The 21,518-nt window shown below is 62.5% G+C and carries 19 protein-coding genes and 1 pseudogene; 11 read left to right on the top strand and 9 right to left on the bottom strand.

Translation table 11 applies throughout. The features are described from left to right. Nucleotides 1-125: 125 nt before the first annotated feature. The 7 genes and pseudogenes from EAH76_RS15775 to EAH76_RS15745 form a co-directional block, all read right to left on the bottom strand. Nucleotides 126-472, bottom strand: a pseudogene (locus EAH76_RS15775) (transposase); the annotation flags it as partial. 374 nt (nt 473-846) lie between these two features. After that, the gene (locus EAH76_RS15770; RefSeq protein ID WP_161989062.1) at nt 847-1,278 is read right to left on the bottom strand and encodes a response regulator; all 432 of its coding nucleotides are present in this window, start codon (nt 1,276-1,278) and stop codon (nt 847-849) included. Nucleotides 1,279-1,319: 41 nt separating this feature from the next. Then, nucleotides 1,320-1,826: a RadC family protein gene (locus tag EAH76_RS15765; RefSeq protein ID WP_241659747.1), complete on the bottom strand. Its 507-nt coding sequence runs from the start codon at nt 1,824-1,826 to the stop codon at nt 1,320-1,322. 62 nt (nt 1,827-1,888) lie between these two features. Next, on the bottom strand, nt 1,889-2,326 hold the full coding sequence (locus tag EAH76_RS15760; RefSeq protein ID WP_140851227.1) for a hypothetical protein: 438 nt from the start codon (nt 2,324-2,326) through the stop codon (nt 1,889-1,891). A gap of 30 nt (nt 2,327-2,356) precedes the next feature. Continuing rightward, nucleotides 2,357-2,713, bottom strand: coding sequence for a hypothetical protein (locus tag EAH76_RS15755; RefSeq protein WP_241659728.1), 357 nt, complete (start codon nt 2,711-2,713; stop codon nt 2,357-2,359). Between the two features lie 56 nt (nt 2,714-2,769). Beyond that, on the bottom strand, nt 2,770-3,285 hold the full coding sequence (locus tag EAH76_RS15750) for a response regulator transcription factor (protein WP_241659727.1): 516 nt from the start codon (nt 3,283-3,285) through the stop codon (nt 2,770-2,772). A gap of 342 nt (nt 3,286-3,627) precedes the next feature. Beyond that, nucleotides 3,628-4,008 carry a MucR family transcriptional regulator gene (locus EAH76_RS15745; RefSeq protein WP_277754291.1) on the bottom strand — a complete coding sequence of 127 codons (381 nt, stop codon included), beginning with the start codon at nt 4,006-4,008 and terminating at the stop codon, nt 3,628-3,630. 348 nt (nt 4,009-4,356) lie between these two features. Between EAH76_RS15745 and EAH76_RS15740 the strand changes: the two genes are divergently transcribed. From EAH76_RS15740 to EAH76_RS15705, 8 genes are all read left to right on the top strand, one after another. After that, nucleotides 4,357-6,135 (top strand): sensor domain-containing diguanylate cyclase, encoded by a 1,779-nt coding sequence (locus EAH76_RS15740; protein ID WP_140851224.1) that lies wholly within the window; start codon nt 4,357-4,359, stop codon nt 6,133-6,135. Beyond that, nucleotides 6,135-6,527, top strand: a complete 393-nt coding sequence (locus EAH76_RS15735; protein WP_140851337.1) for a response regulator — start codon at nt 6,135-6,137, stop codon at nt 6,525-6,527. The genes EAH76_RS15740 and EAH76_RS15735 overlap by 1 nt, the downstream gene beginning before the upstream one ends. A gap of 525 nt (nt 6,528-7,052) precedes the next feature. Continuing rightward, the gene (locus EAH76_RS15730; RefSeq protein ID WP_140851223.1) at nt 7,053-7,649 is read left to right on the top strand and encodes a hypothetical protein; all 597 of its coding nucleotides are present in this window, start codon (nt 7,053-7,055) and stop codon (nt 7,647-7,649) included. A 754-nt stretch (nt 7,650-8,403) separates the two neighbouring features. Further along, entirely contained in the window at nt 8,404-8,694 is a 291-nt protein-coding gene (locus tag EAH76_RS15725) for a hypothetical protein (RefSeq protein WP_140851222.1), read from the top strand. A 1,482-nt stretch (nt 8,695-10,176) separates the two neighbouring features. Continuing rightward, nucleotides 10,177-10,869 carry an HAD-IA family hydrolase gene (locus EAH76_RS15720; protein ID WP_140851221.1) on the top strand — a complete coding sequence of 231 codons (693 nt, stop codon included), beginning with the start codon at nt 10,177-10,179 and terminating at the stop codon, nt 10,867-10,869. A gap of 286 nt (nt 10,870-11,155) precedes the next feature. Beyond that, complete coding sequence (locus EAH76_RS15715) at nt 11,156-11,560, top strand: response regulator (protein ID WP_140851220.1); 405 nt, start codon at nt 11,156-11,158, stop codon at nt 11,558-11,560. A 38-nt stretch (nt 11,561-11,598) separates the two neighbouring features. Next, a complete protein-coding gene (locus EAH76_RS15710; protein ID WP_241659726.1) occupies nt 11,599-11,973 on the top strand; it encodes a response regulator in 375 nt (124 codons plus the stop codon). Between the two features lie 333 nt (nt 11,974-12,306). Then, nucleotides 12,307-12,702, top strand: a complete 396-nt coding sequence (locus tag EAH76_RS15705) for a hypothetical protein (protein WP_140851218.1) — start codon at nt 12,307-12,309, stop codon at nt 12,700-12,702. Between the two features lie 28 nt (nt 12,703-12,730). Here the strand turns inward: EAH76_RS15705 and EAH76_RS15700 are convergent, their stop codons facing one another. Continuing rightward, nucleotides 12,731-14,119 (bottom strand): glycoside hydrolase family 140 protein, encoded by a 1,389-nt coding sequence (locus tag EAH76_RS15700; RefSeq protein ID WP_140851217.1) that lies wholly within the window; start codon nt 14,117-14,119, stop codon nt 12,731-12,733. Nucleotides 14,120-14,152: 33 nt separating this feature from the next. Then, nucleotides 14,153-15,439: an MFS transporter gene (locus tag EAH76_RS15695; RefSeq protein ID WP_140851216.1), complete on the bottom strand. Its 1,287-nt coding sequence runs from the start codon at nt 15,437-15,439 to the stop codon at nt 14,153-14,155. A gap of 148 nt (nt 15,440-15,587) precedes the next feature. Between EAH76_RS15695 and EAH76_RS15690 the strand changes: the two genes are divergently transcribed. From EAH76_RS15690 to EAH76_RS15680, 3 genes are all read left to right on the top strand, one after another. Continuing rightward, nucleotides 15,588-17,165, top strand: coding sequence for a DUF4038 domain-containing protein (locus EAH76_RS15690; RefSeq protein ID WP_140851215.1), 1,578 nt, complete (start codon nt 15,588-15,590; stop codon nt 17,163-17,165). Between the two features lie 77 nt (nt 17,166-17,242). Beyond that, nucleotides 17,243-18,385 (top strand): 3,4-dihydroxy-2-butanone-4-phosphate synthase, encoded by a 1,143-nt coding sequence (ribB, locus tag EAH76_RS15685; protein WP_241659725.1) that lies wholly within the window; start codon nt 17,243-17,245, stop codon nt 18,383-18,385. A 417-nt stretch (nt 18,386-18,802) separates the two neighbouring features. Further along, the gene (locus EAH76_RS15680; RefSeq protein WP_140851213.1) at nt 18,803-21,481 is read left to right on the top strand and encodes a TonB-dependent receptor; all 2,679 of its coding nucleotides are present in this window, start codon (nt 18,803-18,805) and stop codon (nt 21,479-21,481) included. Nucleotides 21,482-21,518 lie beyond the last annotated feature (37 nt).

Below are 21,518 nucleotides of genomic sequence, written 5' to 3'. Positions count from 1 at the left end.
TTCCGAGGTTCGCAACGCATTTCGGCTGCCGCCCAGGAAGAGTGCAACAAACGGCGCGGAATGGGTCAGCCTACGTCCCTGGAGGACGTCTCGTGGCGCCTTGCGACGCGGACGAGTTCGGAGATTCAAGCTATGGCGGATTCTTCCCTGAACGGTTCGCCGGTGATCAGCATGCTATGCATAATGATTGCGAGCTTGCGAGCGACCGCGACCGCGGCACGCTTGAAACAGAGCCGTTCTCGGAGTCGCAGGCCCCACATTCGCAGATCGCATTCGGATCGACTGCGCGTGAGGAGGACTGCCCCCCTTCATAGAGCAGGCCGCGTAGGTGGCTGTCGCCGCGCCTGGAGATGTGACGGTCTTAGTCGATCTCGCCAGACTGATAGCGCCGCGTCGTCAGCCCGACGAACGCTCCCACCGATCGCGAATGCTTGAAGTTGGCGGGCTCCCCGATGGCGCTGACGAACGACGTTGGCGGTAACTCAGACCCAAAAAACGCCATCCATGCCACTTGCCCCCCCCCCCGTCTTAAGATTGGCCGCTCATTCTTATTAAGGTGCAGGCGCTTATGCCGAATCCTATAGGTGCGTATTGTGCGAGTTGAGGGGTGCAGCCCGCACCTAACGCACTCGCTGAAACAATTGTTATACAAATTCGAGAGTGCGCTCCTTTATGTTATTGTGGCTGAGCACCTTAAGAGTTAATTGCGGATCATGCCAATCGACCATTCCTCTCGAGCGCGATTGGAACGCTTCGGGCAGGACGCTCACGAAATCGCGCAACGGCAAGCGAACGCGGCTTCCACGCCCGACGTTAGGGCGTCCTGGTCCGCTATCGTAGCGAGGCTCACCGAGTTGACGGATCGCTTGCCCACCACCGAACACAGCGACCATCTCGGAGAGCCAAGTGTGCCCGTAGTTGATTGGCCAGCGAAATAGGGTCGAACGGCTTCTCCATAACCGCGTTGGCTCCCGCATCCGCGAGGTGATCCAATTCACTGTTTGATCGTAGCGCGGTTAAGATGATGACGGGCAGATTTTTGGTTTTCGGGTTGGCGTGAACCGCCGTAATCAATGCCGCACCAGACATGTCGGACAGGATCCCGTCGAGTAGGATGAGGTCGAAGCTGACCTCGTCGCGTTCGACCTCCTCGATCGCCTCCCATCCATATTCAACGGTCCGGACGGTCATGGAAGGATCGAGTCCAAGCGACAACTCAATGATGGCACGAATATTCGCATCATCTTCCACCACCAGAATGTCCAGGCGAGGTAACATCGAGGCGCGTGATCTGCGCGGCCGAAAGGGCGGTAGGATCATCACAGGAGCCCCCTCGCGCGGAAGCTCGCATGTCCTTCCGCCGCCACGATTACGTGATCGAACAATCTGACACCGACCGCATCACAGCCATGCTTGAGACGGCGGGTGAGATCGATATCGGCCCGGCTGGGTTCCGGCGATCCGCTCGGATGATTGTGCGCGACCACGATCGATGCCGACCCCAGCTCGAGCGCACGCCGCACGATCTCGCGGACGTAGAAGGCCGCCTGGTCGATCGTACCTTCGCTCATCACCTCGTCGCGGATGAGGAGATTGCGCGTATTCAGGTGCAGAACCCGCACGCGCTCGTTGAGCAGCAGCGCCATGTCGGCCATGAGATATTCAAGCAGATCGTTCCACGAGGAGACCAATGGCCTCGAGGAAAGCTCCGAACGGAAGGCCTCCATCATTGCGGTCCGCGTGTCTGAAAGATGCGAGACCACCAGAGGCGCGTTAGGAACCACCTGACGAAGACGAGCTGGCGACGCCGCGAGAACACGACCCAGCGATCCGAATTCGAGTAGCAGTGCGTCGGCCAGAGCAGCGGGCTGCGGGTCGACCAGCCCTATCAGCCAGACCAGGATCGGTCGCGACCGTTGCGCTTTAGTCGGTGGTGATGCTGATACGTTCCCACCGCCAGCAGCAGCACCATCGGCCAGCTCCAGACCGCCAGCATCACCGTGTAGACCGGTCGGATAGTATCCGGGTTCAGGATGCGGGCCAAGTGGACCGACACCATGATCAGCTGCATCGCGGCGACTGTCATCGTCCAGTTGCGATTGGCCCTCAGCGCCACGGCTATCAGGGCGATGAGCAGAGCCATGTCGACGGCTAGAAGTCCATAAGCCGGCCTGACGAACGCATTCGAGATGTGCCTGCCCCACACCACCGAGATGGCCGCTGCCGCCGGGAACAGTGACGCCACGATGCGCTCGGGCGCACCACCACGCACGAACGCGTAGCAGCAGGTGCCGATCAGGAAGACATTGAAGATCAGCACCCGCATACCGCATCGGACCATCTCCTCGCGAGACCGTCAACCTACCTCCGCGACCTGCTGTGTCGCTCCGGCTGACGCATCCGATGCAATCGACTGGGTAGGGAATTCGTCGCCCCAAGCGGACCAGGAAATCCCGAGGTCCGCCGCATCAGTCGCCATGCGGCTGTGCGCGCGCCCGAGATGGAAGCGCATCTTGACCGCCAGCGCGTGGGCCTCGCTCACGTCCGCAAGCGCGGACTGGCAAGTGACGTGCGGTAGGTTAGAGGACATGACCGCCTCGATCAGCGACATGCTAAGGGCCGCAGTGTTCAATACGGCCTGATTGCCGGCACGCTCCGCGCCGATCAGTTGCGCGCCCACGCCGCGGGCCATGCTCTCAAGATTCTCGGACATAGGATCTCCTTGGCGCGAGCAACATCGCGCCTTATTTAGAATTGCGATATTAAGGATCAGCGGCCCTGGAACAGCCGCTGCAGCAATGACATTGCGAGCAGCAAAGTCGCCAGGCCCGCGATCATCTGGAACGCTATGGTTCCGATCCTGCCTAGCCGCTGCGGAACGTTCAGATCATTGATCGATGCCCTCTGCTGGGAGGTCTGAACGTGGCTGCTCCGATCTTCGCCAATGTCGAAGACCGCACGCTCCTCACGAAGCGCTTCCGGTTCAAACCGCCGCGTCTCGCCATTCGAGACACCCGTACTTGGCAGGGTGAAGGCGGCGGGTTCGATCCCCAGCTCCGGGGTACCTATCGATTGGGGACGCCCCTCCCATTCGGCGACCGCATTCGCCAAGGCGTAGCGATCGATACCGCCAACCTTGGCTCGGGCACGCTTGATGTGGGTCTGGACCGTTTCGGTGCTGATGTTGAGCGCACGGGCAATCTCGTCGGACCCGCGGTTCCGTGCCACGAGGCGCATCACTTCGAGCTCTCGCTCAGTCAGATCCGCGATTCTACCGTCGCTCATACGGAGCATTACTAGCGAATATTCGTGCGGAGGAAATGGCTGAGCCTCGGAAACCGACAATACGAGGCGTCGGCCCAGCCGAACCGCTTGGTGACGCAAGAACGTTGCTGCACATCCCGCTCTCCGCTTCGGATGGAATGCTTCTGGATGCAGGGGTGATGTCCGAGGTCCACGTGCCCGTTTCGACCGCCGCCTTGCTGGCAAGGCCAGTGACAAACGGCACTCGCGGATCAGGCCACGACTAACACGCGGCATGCGAGATCTGTTTGCCCTGCATATGGCCGGGCATGCGCGCCCGAGACGCGGTCATCGCGCGGCAGCGCTGGCCATTGAGTGTTGGCCCTATCGGCTTTGTGCCGACGGCCGAAGACCAAACCCCCGGGCTTTTGATGAACGTGATCGCTCAGCAGAGGCATCTGGTGCGACCATTGGATAGGTCACTGGCAGCGACCATTTGGCACGGTACCCCTCCGGCGAAATATCATGGACGGTCCCAAGGTGCCTCTTCAGAGACCTAAATATGCCGCCGCACTCCAAACACGTCAACGAGTCTGGTCTGACGCTGGCGCGTATCGCGACGGCAGGCTTCGGCGCCACCTCGGTGACTTCTGGCTTGCGGTGCGTGTCGGAAAGGCTTTGATAAACGCTAGCAATGACACTCGGAAGATCGCCCGATGCCACCCGATTATTCGATACCATCGCAGAGACTATAAAGGTCGTCATTTGGAGGATCTTCTGGTCAGCCATCAATAGTCCCATCAAGTGTGAGACACGTCGTAGACCCGTGCGGGTCCTACGACCACACCGAAATCCTTTGACCGCGTGGATCGACCGGGCCGGACGCAGCTTTCAGGGCAGGTCTGGCTGATATCACCTTTGCTCACGCCGACGCCAAGCGTTTACGAGCGGTTTCTCGGTAACGAGGCATCGGGTGAGACCGAAGCCGCAAGGCGGCGCTGCTCCGGCACCGCGATCCCGAGCAGAATGCGATCTTTCTGGTGCCTCTATGGCCGAGAGCTGGGTCGGCTCCCCCAGGGCATCATCTTTACCTTCTGGGCGTAGGCCGATTGCATGAGCGGCGAGACACCAAACCAGATCGCTACGAAATCGGTCATCGCGACGTCCGCCGGCTATTTCGTCCTCGCAGCGGCGACGGTTTCGACCACCCGCTTCGACGGTGGAGTGGCGTTCATCTGGGTTGCGACAGCACTCCTGATCGCGAGGCTGACGACGCTGCGACCGAGCGCCTGGCCCGCCCATCTGCTGGCGTGCGGAAGTGCGGGGGTGGCGGTGACCGCGCTGTTCGGACTTGGAGTAGCCGCGGCAATTCCGCTGTCGTTCGTCAATCTCTCCGAGGCCGTCATCGCCGCCACGGTGCTGAGGCACATCCGGATACCGGAGCGTCCGCTGGAGTCGATGCGCTGGCTCGCGGGCTTCGTGCTTACAACCGGGATGGTCGCGCCCGGCGCGAGCGGCGTCGGCGGCGCATCAGTTGCGACGATCGTAGTCGGCGCGGACTTCGCGGCCGCATTTGCACGATGGTTCGCGGGCCATTCTCTTGGATCGCTAACGTTCACGCCCGTATTCATGCTTCTCTTCAGGGATGATCTCGGGGAGCGGATCAGGGCGATGACCCACAAGCGTACTGCGGAGACCGCGGTCCTGCTGCTGCTCGTCGTCGGCGTGAGCATCGCCGTCTTTGCCCAGAGCGGCATGCCGCTCCTGTTCCTGCCGTTCCTTCCCGTGATCTTCGCCACGTTCCGCGGCGGGCCGCTCACGGCCGCTATGTCGGTCGTTCTGCTGACGGTAGTCGGATTCACCTTTACCTTATGGGACTCGGGACCGATCAGCCTGATGCGCGGAACCATGGGCGACCACATGCAGTTTCTCCAATTCTACCTTGCCGCGACGGTGCTCGCGGTACTGCCGATCTCGGCCGACCTAGCAAGGCGCAGCAACCTGATCCGCGAGTTGCGGGACAGCAAGGCGCGATACCGCATGCTCGCCGACAACTCGACGGACATCATCCTCAATCTCGACGTCAATGGTCGCGTCCGCTTCGTCTCGCCCTCGATAGCGCAGCTGGGCGGGTTCGAGCCTTCGGACCTGGTGGGACGGAACGCTGCGCTGCTCGTGGTGGCTGAAGATCGCGCGTCGGCGGCCAGATCGCACGTGATGACCCTGCGCGGGGGCGGCGCGATGGTCAGTTTCGAATACCGAGCGGTCACCGCGAGCGGCACGGAACGATGGTTCGAGACCCATAGTCGCGCAGTGCGCGACGACGCCGGGGTGGTCGAAGGCGTCGTCAGCGTGCTTCGCGACATATCCGAGCGCAAGGTGATAGAGACGCAGCTGTTCCATGCGGCGCTGACGGATCCCCTCACCCACCTTCCCAACCGCCGTGCATTCAAGCTGGAACTCGAAAGGCTCGTCGAGCACGTGGATCCGGAGCGCTCGTTCGGGTGCGTCGCCATGTTCGACGTCGACCACTTCAAGCAGGTGAACGACAACCATGGGCATGAAGCGGGCGACCGCGTGCTGCGCGAATTCGGACGCATCGCGATGGCGACCGTGCGGGGTGGCGACGTGGTAAGCCGCATCGGGGGCGAGGAGTTCGCCGTCCTTCTCCGGCACGCCTCGCTCGAGCAGGCTATGGTCGTCTGCGAACGGCTCCGAAATGCCATCGAAAACATGGTGATCATGGTCGACGGGCGACCGGTCCGCGTCACCGTGAGCGGCGGGGTCGCCTTGATCGACGCCGGCGGCGCCGAGCATGCGATACGAAGCGCGGATGCGGCGCTCTACCAGGCGAAACGGGATGGTCGAAATCAACTGCAGCTCGCGTCGTGATGCAGCCGTTGCGCTTTCTCTGCATCGAGGATGACGCACTCAACCGACGGGTCCTGAGCGACATGCTAAACGTGGCCGGAGGTGTCACCGACGAATGCGCCAACGGCGAGGACGGCCTCGCGCAGCTCGACGCCAATGAGTTCGACTGCGTTCTGGTCGACCTGCGGATGCCCGGCATGGACGGGCATACCGTCATAGAGCGCATCCGTGGGCGCGGCGACGCGAAGGCTCGGCTTCCGATCGTCGTCATCACCGCGGAGGGTTCGGGGCCAGGCACGGCCCGCTGCCTGCGCTCCGGCGCCGACCGGGTCCTTGGCAAGCCGGTCGTCATGGACGAGCTGTTCAAGTGCATCGGCGAGATCCTGGGCGCAGGAGGAGCGCTCGTGATGTGACCGTGTCCGTTGACCACGCCGCCGGCGGGCGCGGTCGTCGGACAGAGCAGGGTCGGCGGGCAAGTTCTGCCAATAGCTCGGTCGATAAATCGCGATCAATCATTCCAGTCCGTTGGAAAGCGAGCGACCGAGCGAGATGCAGCTTGGCAACATCAATAGAAATTCGGCGTAACCTTCAACGGTCAATGATGGGCGTGCGACCTCGACCTAGTCGGCTTTCTCAGAGCGCCGGATCAGGATCAGTAAAGATATAAATCCGTAGATCAGCACTTCGAGGCTGAGTCTCTCATCACCGGCAGCGCGTTCGTCACCACCTGCAATCTTCATGGTATGAGAAAATGGCAGTGATGCCCTCCTGATGTCGCAAGACTTCGCATAGACGATACGGCCAAGGGCCGAGGCGCCAAACTCCAGTCGATGGTCGGTTTGCCATTGCCCTACCCATAAAGCGCGTTCATCGTGTTGATGATCCAATGACGCGGGGGGGCAGGCGGCATAGCCACGGCACTTCACCGATCGACCCGAGTGGCAGAGGAACGTCGGTTTCTCTTCTTCATGTCGATTATCATTTTCGGCACCGCCGTCGCCGGCTTCGGCTCGGACATCTTCGTACGCCACGCCTGGTTCACCGACTTTCCGTGGCAGGTGCACTTTCACGCAGTGGTCTTCACTTCATGGGCCAGCCTGTACGTGATCCAAAACTGGCTGGTGGTGGACGGCCACAACATCATGCTGCACCGTCGGCTCGGGTGGTTCGGTGCGGGGATCGCGACGATCATGGTGCCGCTCGGGATCGCGGCGACTCTGATGGCCGTTGCGCGAGGCGGTATCGCGGGGATATTTCCCCCGGGCTTCTTCCTGGCGATGGACATCCTCGGCATCCTCGGCTTTGCCGGACTCACCTTCGCCGCGATCCGACTGCGCAATTATCCGGGATGGCATAAGCGTCTGATGCTCTGCGGAACGGTGCTGGTGATCGCGCCTGGGATGGGCCGGTTGATGGGCATGCTTCCGCTCGATGGCCTTGCACCGTTCGCAATGTTCGTGGCGATCATGACATACATCCTGATCGGCATCGTCTTTGATCTCGTTGCCATAAGGCGCATCCATCCCGCCTACTAGTGGGGCGCGGGCACGGTAGCACTGCTGCAGTTGCTGACTGGCCCGATCGGCTTCAGCCCGCCGGTCACCGCCTTGGCGGAAAGGCTCTCACCCTGACTTCCGGATGCATCGGCGAAGCCTCCTCTGGCTTTCAAGACAATCTCTACCGGTCTTCGGAAAAGAGAAAACGACCTCGTACCCGCCGCACCGACCGGCGTGACCGTCCATGTATTCAACGCCGGCTCGATTGGTACCGAAATGTCCGCCGCGCGACCGTGCGTAGCAGTCGCCAACCGACCGATCGACCACGTTGATCTGCCACCGCAGTGGGAACACGAGCACGAGCGCATGTGACCCAAAAGGCGACATTCGCCCCCCTCTGCGGCTTCCCAGCGTCCGCCCTCTGGGCATTTTCGGGCCAAGACCGATTTGAGTTGGTTCCAGGCAACGGCTTCACAATGGTGAAGCGTAACCTCGACGAGCCCGTGCTGGTCCATACGACGGTTGTGATCACCATGCGCGACCGCGGGCTACGAGTGATTGGTGCGCGTCAACTGTCCCGACCTGGTCCCAAGGCCCCAGCCATATCCCGTGGAACGCGTTACGGTCAGCGGTCAGGCACGTCCTGCAGCGCGACGAGAAAAGGCCCGCGGGGAGCGAAGCCTGACGGGAAGCTGCCAGTTCGATTAGGGGGCCGTTCACCTGCCGAGCCTAGGACAGGCCGTAGGACCGAGCCGTCCGTTCCGGCGCTCTCGGCCGTTCCAAGGAGTATGCAATGAAGAGCAAGTTCGCACTGGCCGCCATGATGGCGATGGTTACGGTCCCAGCTTTGGTGCCGACCGCCGCAGAGGCACGGCATCGCACGTATCACGGCCGCAGCGATTATAGGCACCGCTGTGGCGGCGGGAACGGTGCCGTTGGCACGATCGCGGGAGGTGTCGGCGGCGCGCTGCTTGGCAACGCGCTCGGCGGCGGCGTCCTCGGCACAGTCGCCGGCGGGGTTGGCGGTGGCCTGCTGGGTCGTCACCTCGACAAGGCTCACACCCGCCACCGTCGCGGGTGCTGACCTAACGCAAAAGCTAGAGCCCTCGCCTGGACCGGGGGGGGGGCTCAGTTTGCGACTCGAGACGTCGCACGATCAGTATCAGCGCCGTCAATCTCCTTCTGAAGAGACGCATTTTAGGCGCACCTTGGGCCCGACAGCGCGGCCCCGATCATCACCAACTCGCGGGGAGGTGCGCCAATGCGCGAAAACGCGGCAAGCACATCCCGGCAGGCCATGAACGGATATACAACTCGCTGTGCAGGCCAGACGTCCTCGCGATTGGCGTATGGCTAAACACACACCCCCGGGGATGGGCCATTCGGCAGAAGACAAGCGGATAGGGTCGAGCATCTTTAGCTAGCTAGGCGGAATAGCTGCCGATACGATGCCGAGCGTTACCACATGGTCGCATCAAGCGTTTCGACACGTATTAACCGTGATCTCCAGCAACTAATGTTGTTCGCTATCATTTTTCATCTGTCCGCTTTTCCGGACGTGTAAGGGAAAATCGATTTGGTGACCGCTGCAAATGCCGCTCATGCGGCGCGCCGCTCCTGGGAGGGAAATGCACATCGCCGGTCGTATGTCGAACGTAGGTCGACGACCACCTTGTGTCTTTGGAGCAGAGTCTCGGACTCTCGGCATCGTGACAACCGAGACCTTAGAAAGATCGCCGCCGGAAATGCGCTCGCGCCGCTCTGCAGCGACCGCTAGCTCCGCTGCCGAGGCCGTGCTCGACTGGAAGAGCAGATAAGGAGCCGTAGTGGTCGAAGGTCAGACCGATGAGGATCCTGACGCGCTGCGCTGGATGCAGGCGGCAGCGTTTCGTGGATCTACACGGCGAAATGTGGCCCTATAGGGCGGTCTCAGTGTTGAATGCGGCGACGGTCGACATTCACGACACCGTCAATCACTGGGCCGATCTTATCGAAAAGATGCGGGCGATAGGGTAGTCCCCTCGGCAGCGATCCTGCGCTTTAAGGTCATCGCATTTCGGAAAGCCCCGCGGCGACAATCCGCCTATCAAAGCTCGGCCTCAAGGGCCGGGCTATACGCCGCATCGAGAAACACAAGGGCTCGTTGATGTGTGGCGAGCGGCTATGGATTCCCATCCGTGGAACGGAGATCGTCTGTACCGGATGGGACGTGACCATCGTCAGCGATGGCTTCATCCGCCCTCTATAGGTTCCGCGACGAGGGGATAGTGGAGATCAAGCCCTCAGGGGTCGGACGGCTCTAAGATCTCGTAGGTGACCTTCCTGAATGCTGTTGCCTGCACGGAGTTCCGGGCGCTCGGTTACGGACATGGGATTCCGCTCCTGCTCTCGCTTCGACCTGTTCAGGTCCGTTCGCAGGTCGCTTTCGGTCCCCAACCTCAAACGCTCGTCCTTTCGGGTTTGGCCCACTCGCGTTGCTGCCGTGCGGTGACGCCAATCGGCGCATCGATGCGGAAACAGGCAATCAGAGGTTGAAGTCCTTCGCAATTCCACCGAACGCCGCAACATGGCTTCGCAGATCTCACCAAACCCGACACCCTATCCCGCCCAATCGTTTCAAGGCTGTCTCTTCGATATGGACGGTACGCTGCTAACCTCAATCGCCTCGGCGGAGCGCGTCTGGTCGCGCTGGTTTTCCCGCTTTGGGCTGGACCCGGTTGAATATCTGCCACGCATTCACGGCGTGCAGACGCTTGAGACGATCCGGCGGCTCTCCCTGCCAGGCATAGATCCGCAGCAAGAGGCCGACTGGATCGCGCGCGAGGAACTGGTCGATTTGGACGGCATCCGGCCGATCGAGGGCGCCGCCGCCTTTGTCGCCGGACTGCCGCATCATGGCTGGGCGATCGTGACGTCGGCCACGCGCCGTCTTGCCGAAGCCCGACTGGAGGCGGCGGGGCTCGTCGCACCGCCACTGTTCATCACCGCCGAGGACATCGCGGTCGGCAAGCCGGCGCCGGACTGCTATATTGAAGCCGCGCGCCGGTTGAATGCCGATGTCACGCAATGCCTCGTTTTCGAGGATGCGCCGGCCGGTATCGAGGCGGGACGCGCGGCGGGCGCTGCGGTCGTAGTCATCTCCGAAACGCACGCCCACCCGATCGAGAGCGAGTTTCCGACCGTCCGCGACTATCGCAACATTGGCGTTCGCCATCAGGGCGGGCGAGTGACGCTGGAAGCGCTACTCCCCAAGCGCTGAACCTTCCAGCAGGGCGGCAGTGCAAAGCCCACCCTAGGCGTGCGGCGCGGCGCGACGATCTCGTACGGCGCTCGTTGCCGGACACCGCGGCCGAGAGCTGCCCGCACCGCTTCCTGCCTGCTCAGCGCGGCATCCGGATAGCGAATCAATCGTCTTCTGGTTGGGGCATGGAGCCCGCACGTTTGTTAGCTTCGATCGTTGGCCGCGATCCTTGACAGCATAAATGCCTGTCGAGGAACAAACATCCCCGCGCTCCGTTCGTTTAATGAAGCGGAATTAGACCCAAATGCATGTTGTAAAAGAGGCGCTGGACGCAGCAGATTCTCGCCCCGCGCGTCTGCTAGTGGTTGAGGATGAGCTGCTTATCCGGATGTTAATCACCGACGTGCTGCGCGACGCAGGCTATGAAGTGATCGAAGCTGTCAGCGGTGACGAGGCGCTCGACCTTCTGAAGGCCGGGGTGGTGTTTGACCTCGTTCTCAGCGACGTGCGCATGCCAGGCTCGACCGATGGATTGGCGCTGTTGGCATTCGCTCGGCAGAATCTCGCTGAGTTGCCCTTCATCCTCACCTCCGGCCATCTCGCCCCCGAAATTGCGCTAGCCGAGGGCGCTGTGGGCTTCCTGGCGAAGCCTTATGGCATGCACGATGCCCTTGCGGTTGTGGAACAGGAAGTCGCAAAACTCAGATGAGCGCCCCGACGAGATCTCCCGGCCCTACCCCGTCCATATTGATCGTCGATTCCGACGTCATTTCACGACACGTGATCGCCGACTACCTTCGGCATTGCGGTTATGGCGTCGTGGAGGCGGCCACGACCGACGAAGCAATCACGGCCTTGAGCGAGGCCTCTCTGGGTATCGACGTGATTCTGTGTGATGTCGGTGCGATAGGCTCTCAGCCGGCGTTCGGCCTGGCGCATTGGGTGAGGAGTCATCAGCCCCAACTAGAGGTCCGCCTCGCTGGGAGCCTTGAAGGCGTTGCCGACACGGCCGCAGATCTTTGCGAAAGCGGTCCTCATCTCATCAAGCCATACGAGCCAGAGGCGGTAGTCGACTACGTCAAGCAACTACGGGCGGCGCGGAACCGAGCTAGGGAAACTTAACGGGGTATCAGTGCTCAAACATCGTCAGCATCGCGAACGCAAACCAGCAGCTTCGTGAAGCGAGGACGGCGAATGCTGGGACGAACCAGAAATTCGTGTGGGCGGACGACCGTCGTATCCTAGTGGACTTTCGCCGCCAGAAGGTTGGACGGCCTCGACTGAGTCCCCGCCATTCTTGACAGCTTTCCGGCTTCCAACTCCATCGGCACTTCCATGCCGATGAAAGGGCTGCCTTGAATGCGTAGGTCTTGATATTTGGCCTGCCCCACCCCGTCGCACCGACAGTTGAAAGCGCTGGTTCGGAAGGTGCGTGATAGCTGCTAGGCACATGAGATGCCGATCATCCGCAACTATGCGTCGACCGACCTCGATGCGCTCCACGACATAGCGCTCGCAACCGGCGATGGCGGCTCCGACGCCTCTCGCGAGTTTCACGACCCAGAGCTGCTCGGGCATGTCTACGCTGCTCCCTATGCCACCTTAGAGCCCGAACTCGCGTTGGTCATCGAGGATCAGCACGGAGTTGCCGGATACTGCGTAGGTGCACTTCACACCCGGGCATTCGAGGATCTGTTGGATCTACGGTGGCGGCCAACGTTGCGGCACCGCTATCCGTTGTCACCCGTCAGCGGTGGCGGTTTTCCGCCATTCTTAGGGTACCAGATCCCCTCCCGTAGGGGTTACAAAATTCATAAGTATTTGAAACATAACGATAATTATGTAACTTAGGATTTATGGAACCCGATCTTGGTAGCGCTTATTCTCTGGTCGCGACCTCATCGAGAACCAAGGCCCAATCATGCCCGGCACTCCCTCCGGCCGGTGGAGTAAACCGCTGGATGCTACGATGAGAAAATACGCCGATCGGGGTAGAACGTCCGGTCCGCGGATCGAACCAGGCGGCACGCACGCGTTTGCTTCCGACCTTTCCCATTCGGACTGAGAAGGGTTTTCCTGTGTAGCTGTAGGCGATCGCGTACCCGCGGCCGCGCGATGCGGCGACCCGATCGTAGCGTGTGCCGTTGCCAATGATCAGCCACTGGTCGGGAACCCGCCCGTCAACCGGGCGGGACAGCATCAGGTCTTTGAGATAGCGCATCTGCGTTGCGCCAGGTTCATCGATCGCTTCCTGCCAGGGAATGTGCGCCCAATAGGCTGATTTCGCCCCCGTGACGTGAAATTGCATCACGCTGTTCTCGCCATAGGTGTGGCCAGGAGCGCCCGCCAGGACCGACCACCAGGCATAGCGCCGCGCGTCGGCTGCGCGCCAGATCGGCGTCTGCACCATGTCGAGGCCGTGCGGGATATTTTCGTAGCTCGGCTCGCCGTCGAGCGTCGGGCGCACCGGGGTGCGCTTCCAATCATCTGCGACATAGCGCCAATTGTCCTCGCCCCAGGCGGCGCGCTGCGTGTCCTGCGCATAATCCTGGTGGCCCGACTGGAACATATTGAAGTCGAGCCAGCTCGCGGTGTGGAAGACCCAGGAGGAAGCGGTCCGCCCGAACGGGTGGAAGGTCATCAGGTGCTTCGGATCGATCGCCTTGATCGTCTTGCCGAGCGCCTGCCAGGCGAGCGTTGCCATATCGGCATGCGTATCGCCGCCATTGATCCAGATGATGTTGGGCTTATCCTTATATCGTTCGGCCAGGAATTTCCCATAGATCGGCGCGGTGTCGACAGTCAGCTGGCGCATCTCGGCGAAGGTCCCCCAAGCGGGCACCAGCGCGAGGTAGATCCCGTGCGCCGCCGCACGATCGATCACCCAGTCGAGATGGTCCCAATAATCATATTCCCCGGGCGTGGCCGGGTCGTTGCCGGGGGTCGTCCGCGGGCGCGCGATATCGCCGTCCACCAGGGCCGGGCCAGTGAGCGGATTGCGCATCTCGGGACGGTGCAGGATCATGACCTGGATGACGTTGAAGCCCTGCGCCTCGCGCTTGGCGAAATAACGTTCGGTATCGTCGCGGTCGAGCTTGGCCAACAAAAGCCAGCCGGTGTCGCCCAACCAGAAGAACGGCTTGCCGCCCGCCTCGAAATAGCGACCGTTGGGGGACACGGTGAGCTGCGGCGTGCGGTCCTGCGCGCTGGCCGGCGCAAGGGGAATGCCGACTGCAAGCAGAGCAAGGCAGTGAATCAGCCGGCGCATGAAATACCCTCTTTGTACGAACGTCGCGCGGCGTTACGCCGCCGCGATCCGCGCCGCGTCGAGTTCCTCGAGCGATTTGCCCTCGTTGCGCGGCGCCCAGATCACGCCGATCAGGCCGCTCGCTACCAAGAAGCCGGTCAGGATCCAGGCAAGCGTATGGAAGCCCGTCGCAGTCAGCGCCGGCACGAAGAACGACCACACCCCTAGCGTGATGCGCACGATCGCAAACATCACTCCTTGTGCGGTGCTGCGCAACAGCGTCGGGAACATCTCCGAACTCCACAGCTGGAAGAAGGACTGCGCGCCGAAGCCTTGGCCGATCGACATGAGCAGAATGTGGATGATGGCGACAGGCAGCGTCAGCGGGAAGATCGCGAACAGCGACATGCCGATCACCTGGATGACGGCGGAGATGCCAAACAGCAGCCTCTGGTTCACCTTGTCGGAAATCTGCATGAAGATGAAATAGATCGACGCCATGCCGACGACGAAGCTGAGCACCGTCAGCGCGACCGCGGCGGTCTGGCTCTGGTTGCCGACGGTGCGCAGGATGTACGGCAGGAAGAAGCCGTTGGTGCCGGCCCACAGATTCCAGAACACGTACATGCCGATCAGAAACGCCATCGATCCGATGTGCTGGCGCGTGAACAGGTCGCGCCATTTCGCGCCCGGGGCCTTGACCCCGGGCAGCCGCGCCTTCTTGGCGACCTGGGCTTCGAGCCAGGCGGGTGACTCATGCATGCTCGAGCGGAGGAAGGTGAGCGCCACCGCAAGGATCGCGAGATGCGCGAAGACGAGCCGCGCGCCCAGCAGACCGAGCGGCGCGACCAGCAGGAACAGCAGCAGCACGACGACGGGCCCGAGATACCACAGCACCTGCGCCACGCCACTATGCTTGCCGCGCTGGCCCTTAGGCGCGATCTCGGCGATCAGCGACCAGGACGCCGGAATGTCGGCACCGACCGCGATGCCGACCAGGAAGAAACCGAGGATCACCATCCAGGCGTTCATCGCGAACACCAGCCACAGCATGCCGAAGGCGTAGAACAGCATGTCGTACTGATAGATCTTCTTGCGCCCGAATAGGTCGCACAGCCGCCCACCGATCAATGCGCCGACGCCGGCGGAAATGGCGTTTGGTCCAAGCGCGCCGATCGTCCCGACCAAGCTGTTGCTCATGCGATAGGCTTCGGTCCACATTGCGAGCGCGGCGCCGCCAGCGACGATCGAGCCGGCATCGATGTAATTGGCCAGCCCCGCCAGGATCGTGTTCTTCCAGTCTTCGCGCGAACTGGACGGTATCGGGGCGGCTGTCGTCATCAAATCTCTCCAATCTCGCCCACTGCGCGTACCGATGAGGATCGTGTGGTCGCGCATGTATATGATAGTATTAATCGGGGTCTAATCGGCTATGAGGGCGAGGGCAAGCGGCCACGATCGCTCGCCCGAGGAAAGCTGGGAGAGGATGATGAGCGTTTCACGTCGGCATGTGCTGCGGGGTGCGATTGCGGTCGGGACGGTAGCGGCGACGCCCGCGATGGCGGCAGCGGCGCCAGCGCGGATCGAGCGCTGGGGCGTTCACGAAATCGTGCTGCAAGGGCCGTCGCAGGGCAATTCGTTCGACGATGTCCATGTCGCCGCGACCTTCACCTGCGACGGCATGCAAGTCACTGTCCCCGGCTTCTACGACGGCGAGGGCGTCTACCGCATCCGCTTCAGCCCGCCCGAACTCGGCCGCTGGAGCTGGCGCAGCCAGAGCAATGTCGAGCCGCTCGACGGCAAGGCAGGCGTGCTCCAGTGCATCGAGCCCGCGCGCGACAATCACGGCCCGGTGCGCGTCACGCGCGACGGCTATCATTTCGCCTATGCCGACGGCACGCCGTTCCGCCAGATCGGCACGACCTCCTATTCCTGGGCGCTGCAATCCGACGCGAAGTGTGTTGAGACGCTGGCGACTCTGCGCACCGCACCGTTCAACAAGATGCGGATGTGCCTGTTTCCAAACGTCGCTTCGGTCGCAACAAACCCGTTCGCGCGCGCCGGTGCGGGCTTGCACGACTGGGACCCTGCCCGCCCCGACCCGGCCTACTTCCGGCGCTTCGAGGATCGCATCCGGCGGCTCGGTGAGCTCGGGATCGAGGCCGATCTGATCCTCTACCACCCCTATGACGCCAAGCGCGGCTATTCCGACATGACGCGCAGCGACGACGAGCGCTACCTGCGCTACGTCGCCGCGCGGTTCGGCGCGTTTCGCAACGTGTGGTGGGCGATGGGCAATGAATATGACGCGATCCTGACCAAGACGGTCGCGGATTGGGATCATCTGTTCGAGGTGCTGCAGGCCGCCGACCCGCATGACCGGCTGCGCTCGATCCATCAGATCACTGTCTATTACGACCATCGCAAGCCGTGGATCACGCATGCCAGCGTGCAGAACGGCGCGGCGGTGATGGACGACGTGCCGGCACAACTGCACCGCAGCTTCGCGCTGAAGCCCGTCATCTTCGATGAAGTGCTGTACGAGGGCAATTCGGACAAGCGCTGGGGCCGGCTCAAGGGCGAGGAACTGGTCGAGCGCTTCTGGTGGGGCACGATCGGCGGCACCTATGTCGGGCACAGCGAAACCTTCAGCGACGATCACAATGCCGATACGTCGTGGCTCGGCCAGGGCGGAAAGCTGATCGGCACCAGCGTCCCGCGGCTCGCCTTCCTCCGCCGTATCCTGGAAGCGGCGCCAGCGCCCGGGATCGAACCGATCGACACCTGGGGCGGATATCACCTCGCCGGCAAGAAATTCGAATATTATCTGCGCTACTTCGGTGCCGCGCGGCCGAGCGAATGGGCGGTCACCCTCCCCGGCCGCGCCAACGATACGCATGGCAGCTACCGCGCCGAGGTGATCGATACCTGGAACATGACGATCACCCCGGTCGACGGCGTGTTCGCGATGTCGCCGCGCGATGCCTATGATTTCCACGATCCCAAACGACCGACGCTCGCGCTGCCAGGCACGCCGTGGCAGGCGGTGCGGCTGATCAAGGTATGAGCGGCGCGGCGTTGCACGCACGCGGCACTGCTCATAGAGCGCCAACACTCTCCTTCTCGAACCCATGGAGCATTTCTGTGCAAAAACCCGAACTCGCACGCCTGCGCCATGGCTTCCTGTCCAGCCCCGAGGAGCTGATCGACGACGCCAGGAACGGCCGGATGTTCATCCTGATCGACGACGAGGATCGCGAGAACGAGGGGGACCTCATCATTCCCGCGCAAATGGCGACGCCCGAGGCGATCAACTTCATGGCCCGCTACGGGCGTGGACTGATCTGCCTGGCGCTGACCAGGCGCCGCGTCGACGAACTCGGCCTCGAACTAATGACGCGCGAGAACGGCACCCGCCACGAGACCGCCTTCACCATCTCGATCGAGGCGCGCGAAGGGGTCACCACCGGCATTTCCGCCGCAGACCGCGCGCGCACCGTGGCGGTCGCGATCGATTCGTCGAAGGGCAAGGCCGAGATCGTATCGCCGGGCCATGTCTTCCCGCTCGTCGCACGCGACGGTGGCGTGCTGGTGCGGACCGGACATACCGAGGCCGCGGTCGATGTCGCGCGGCTTGCCGGGCTCAATCCCTCGGGCGTGATCTGCGAGATCATGAACGACGACGGCACAATGAGCCGGCTTGACGATCTGGTGACCTTCGCGCAGTTCCACAATCTCAAGATCGGCACGATCCGCGACCTGATCGCGTACCGTCGCCGCCACGACCATCTCGTAGAAAAGCGTGCGGAAACCACCTTCGAGTCGAAATGGGGCGGGCTGTGGAAGGCGATCACTTTCCACAACAAGGCGACGGGCGACGAGACGCTTGCCTTGGTCAAGGGCAAGATCGACCCGGCCAAGCCGACGCTCGTGCGGATGCACACACTGTCGTATCTGGCCGACACGTTCGGCGAACAGAATGAACGCTCCGGCCTGCTGTCGAGCGCGATGGAGCTCATCGCCGGGGAAGGCGCAGGGGTCGTCGTCGTGATCAACCGCCCGATGAACGACGGCCTGACGCGCTACATGAAGGCGCGCGGCAAGGATGCGGGCGAACCCGAGGTAGAGGCGCTGCGCGACTATGGCGTCGGCGCGCAGATCCTCGCCGAACTGGGGGTGGAGGAAATGATCCTCCTCACCAACACGCATCATGCGCTGATCGGGCTCAAGGGCTATGGTCTGTCGATCGTCGACGAGCGGCCGATTCCGGGTGCAGGCACCGATTGACCGGATGATCGGTGCCAATGGCGGCGCCCGAGCTCTGACGTAGCTAGAGCAAGCTCGGCACAATCAACCTGCCTTTTTGCCATCCCGGACTCGTCCCGGGGTGGACGGAGCAGCACCTCCTCCGGTCGCAGGACGCGAACCACGACGGCCCCCGCGATGAGCCCGGGGTGAGGTAAGGTGCGCGCACCGTTAATCCGCTTCGCGCGCGGCCGTCATGTCGGCACGAACCCACGCAACCCCCCGGTTCAAGCCACCGCCGCGGCCTCTCCCGCACTGCTCGCCAGGGGCGGGCGTGCGCCGCCCATTAGGCTTATAAAAATACGATTGATATTTATAGAGGCACGCATTATTCGTCCATGGACAACGTAGTTCGAACGTAGATTCGAAAAGTATAAGAATTTTGAGAGGGATTGTCTGATGCGCTCACTGTATCTTTTGTCCGGCACCGCGATCGCCGCGCTGATCGCCACGCCTGCCCTCGCCCAGCAGGCATCCGCCCCTGCCGCGCAGACCGATACGAGCGCGACCGACGCCTCCACCGGCGCCGAAGAGGACATCGTCGTCAGCGGCGTGCGCGCCAGCCTCCGCTCGGCGGCCGAGGTCAAGCGCAACGCCGGCACGATCGTCGACTCGATCGTCGCCGAGGATATCGGCAAGCTTCCCGACAACAATGCGACCGAAGCGCTGCAGCGCGTCACCGGCGTGCAGGTCTCGCGCGATCTTGGCGAGGGCGGATCGATCGCCATTCGCGGGCTGCCGCAGGTCGAGACCACGCTCAACGGCCGCGAGACGTTTACCGCAGGCGGCGGGCGCACCTTCAACCTGCAGGATTTCCCGGCCGAACTCATCTCGCGGATCGACGTCTACAAGGCCTCCACCGCCGACCTGATCGAAGGCGGCCTCGGCGGCCTGGTCGATCTTCAGACGCGGCGTCCGCTCGACCTGCCGGGCTTCACGATCGGCGCATCGGCGCGCGGGACCTATGCCGATTCGGTCAAGAAGGCGACGCCGAGCGGCTCGTTCTTTGTGTCGGACAAATGGCACACTGGGATCGGCGAGATCGGCCTGCTCGGCAGCTTCACCTATCAGGACCGCAAGTACCGCCAGGACATCGACGGCACCGGCGCGCCGACGCCGCGCGCCGATCTGGTCCCGGGGCAGACGGTGTTCGCGCCGAACGGCCTCAACCAGGTACTCGTGGTCGGCGAGCGGCAGCGCATCGGCGCCAATGTCGCCGCGCAGTGGCGTCCGGCGCCTAACCTCGAATTCACGCTGGAGGGCCAGTATCAGCGCTTCAAGACTACGCAGCAGCAGTATAATGCCAACGTCACGACCGCGGGCATCGCGCCGGTCGCGGGCAGCACCACGCTGTTCCCCGGCACGACCGACGTTTCGCAGGCGACCTTCACCAACGCGCCGCTGACCGCTGGCGGCACCGAACGCGACACGCTCGACGAGAACAAGTCGATCGCACTGAACGCGAAATGGACCGTCGGCGGCGTCAAGGTGACGGGCGACGTCGCCTACACCAAGTCGAAGAGCGACCTTTTCTACACCGAGCTCGATCTCCTTACGAAGGTTCCGACCTTCACCCAGAACCTCGGCACCAACCCGCCTTCGTCCTCGAGCGGCAACTACAATCTCGCCAACCTCGCCAATTACACGGTCGGCGCGGTGACCCGCAACGAGAACCATTATGTCGGCGACGAGATCGCCGGACGGCTCGACGGCGAATACGATTTCGGAGGCGGCAGCTTCCTCAAGTCGATCCAGGGTGGATTCCGCTTTTCCGAGCGCACGATCGCGCAGCAGAACCCGCTGCGCTATACCGGGCAGACACTGGCGACCAACCCAGCGCTCAACGCCGGCCTGTTCCAGGCCAATAGCTATGGGGATTTCTATACCGCGAGCGGTGCGAACGTCGATTTCCAGCGCACCTTCCCCTACGCCATCGCCTCGCAGCTCAAGAACAACTTTTCCGGCGTGCTGACCCAGCTCGGCCTGACGGGTGCGCTGGCGCCGTCGGTGACTTCGGTAAACAGCCAGCTCGCCGCGTTCAACGCGACCGAGAAGAGCAGCGCGGGCTATGTGCTCGCCAAGTTCGACTTCGTACTGGGTGTGCCGATCGACGGCAATATCGGCGTCCGCTACGTCCAGACCGAGGACATCATCAGCGGCAATCAACGCCGCACGGTCAACAACGTCGCTGTGGTGCCGACGGTGATCGAAAGCGTCATGGTCAAGAACAATTACGACAACTGGCTGCCGAGCGCGAACATCCGCCTTCACCTGACCGACAAGTTGCAGCTTCGCTTTGCGGGTTCTAAGACGCTGACGCGGCCCGACTTCAGCCAGTTGTCGCCGGCGCTGACCGTCGTGCCCGGCCAGCTCACGGCGAGCCAGGGCAATCCCAACCTGCAGCCGATCACGTCGAAGAATGCCGACGTTTCGCTCGAATTTTACGCCAGCAAGTCGACCTCGATCTATGTCGCGGCCTTCTACAAGCGCGTGAACGGATTCATCTTCACGCGCCAGACCCCCAATGTCACGATCGGCGGTCTGCCCGGCTATACGCTGTCGGCACCGCTGAACTCGGGCGAGGGCACGGTGAAGGGCGCCGAGATCGGATATCAGCAGTTCTTCGATTTCTTGCCGGGCGCGCTATCGGGGTTCGGTATCCAGGCCAACGGCACCTATACCGACAGCAACGCGCCGACCTCGCTGGTCGGCTTCTCCGCCCCGCTGCCGCAGCTATCGAAGTACAGCTACAATGTCGCGGGCATCTACGAGAAGTACGGCATCACGGCGAAGGTCGCCTACAACTATCGCTCGAGCTTCCTGTCCTCGATCCTTGCCGGCGCCTTCACGCCGGCCGGCGGCGTCACGCAGTCCTACACCTTCCCGGTGATGACCGCAGGCTATGGCTGGCTCGACGCATCGCTGAGCTATGACATCAACAAGAACTTCACGGTCACACTGGACGGACAGAACCTGCTGCGCACGCAGATCCAGCAATATTATCAGAACGTGACCCGCCCGGGGCAGTACACGATCGACGATCGCCAATTCATGGCGGGCGTCCGGGTGAAGTTCTGAAGTGACGCCCGGCGCAAGGGCGCGCACGGTCCGCCGC

Origin of the sequence: Sphingomonas glacialis (assembly GCF_006439055.1) — a bacterium.
Lineage (GTDB): Bacteria > Pseudomonadota > Alphaproteobacteria > Sphingomonadales > Sphingomonadaceae > Sphingomonas > Sphingomonas glacialis_A.
This window is presented reverse-complemented; position numbering and strand designations above follow the sequence as displayed.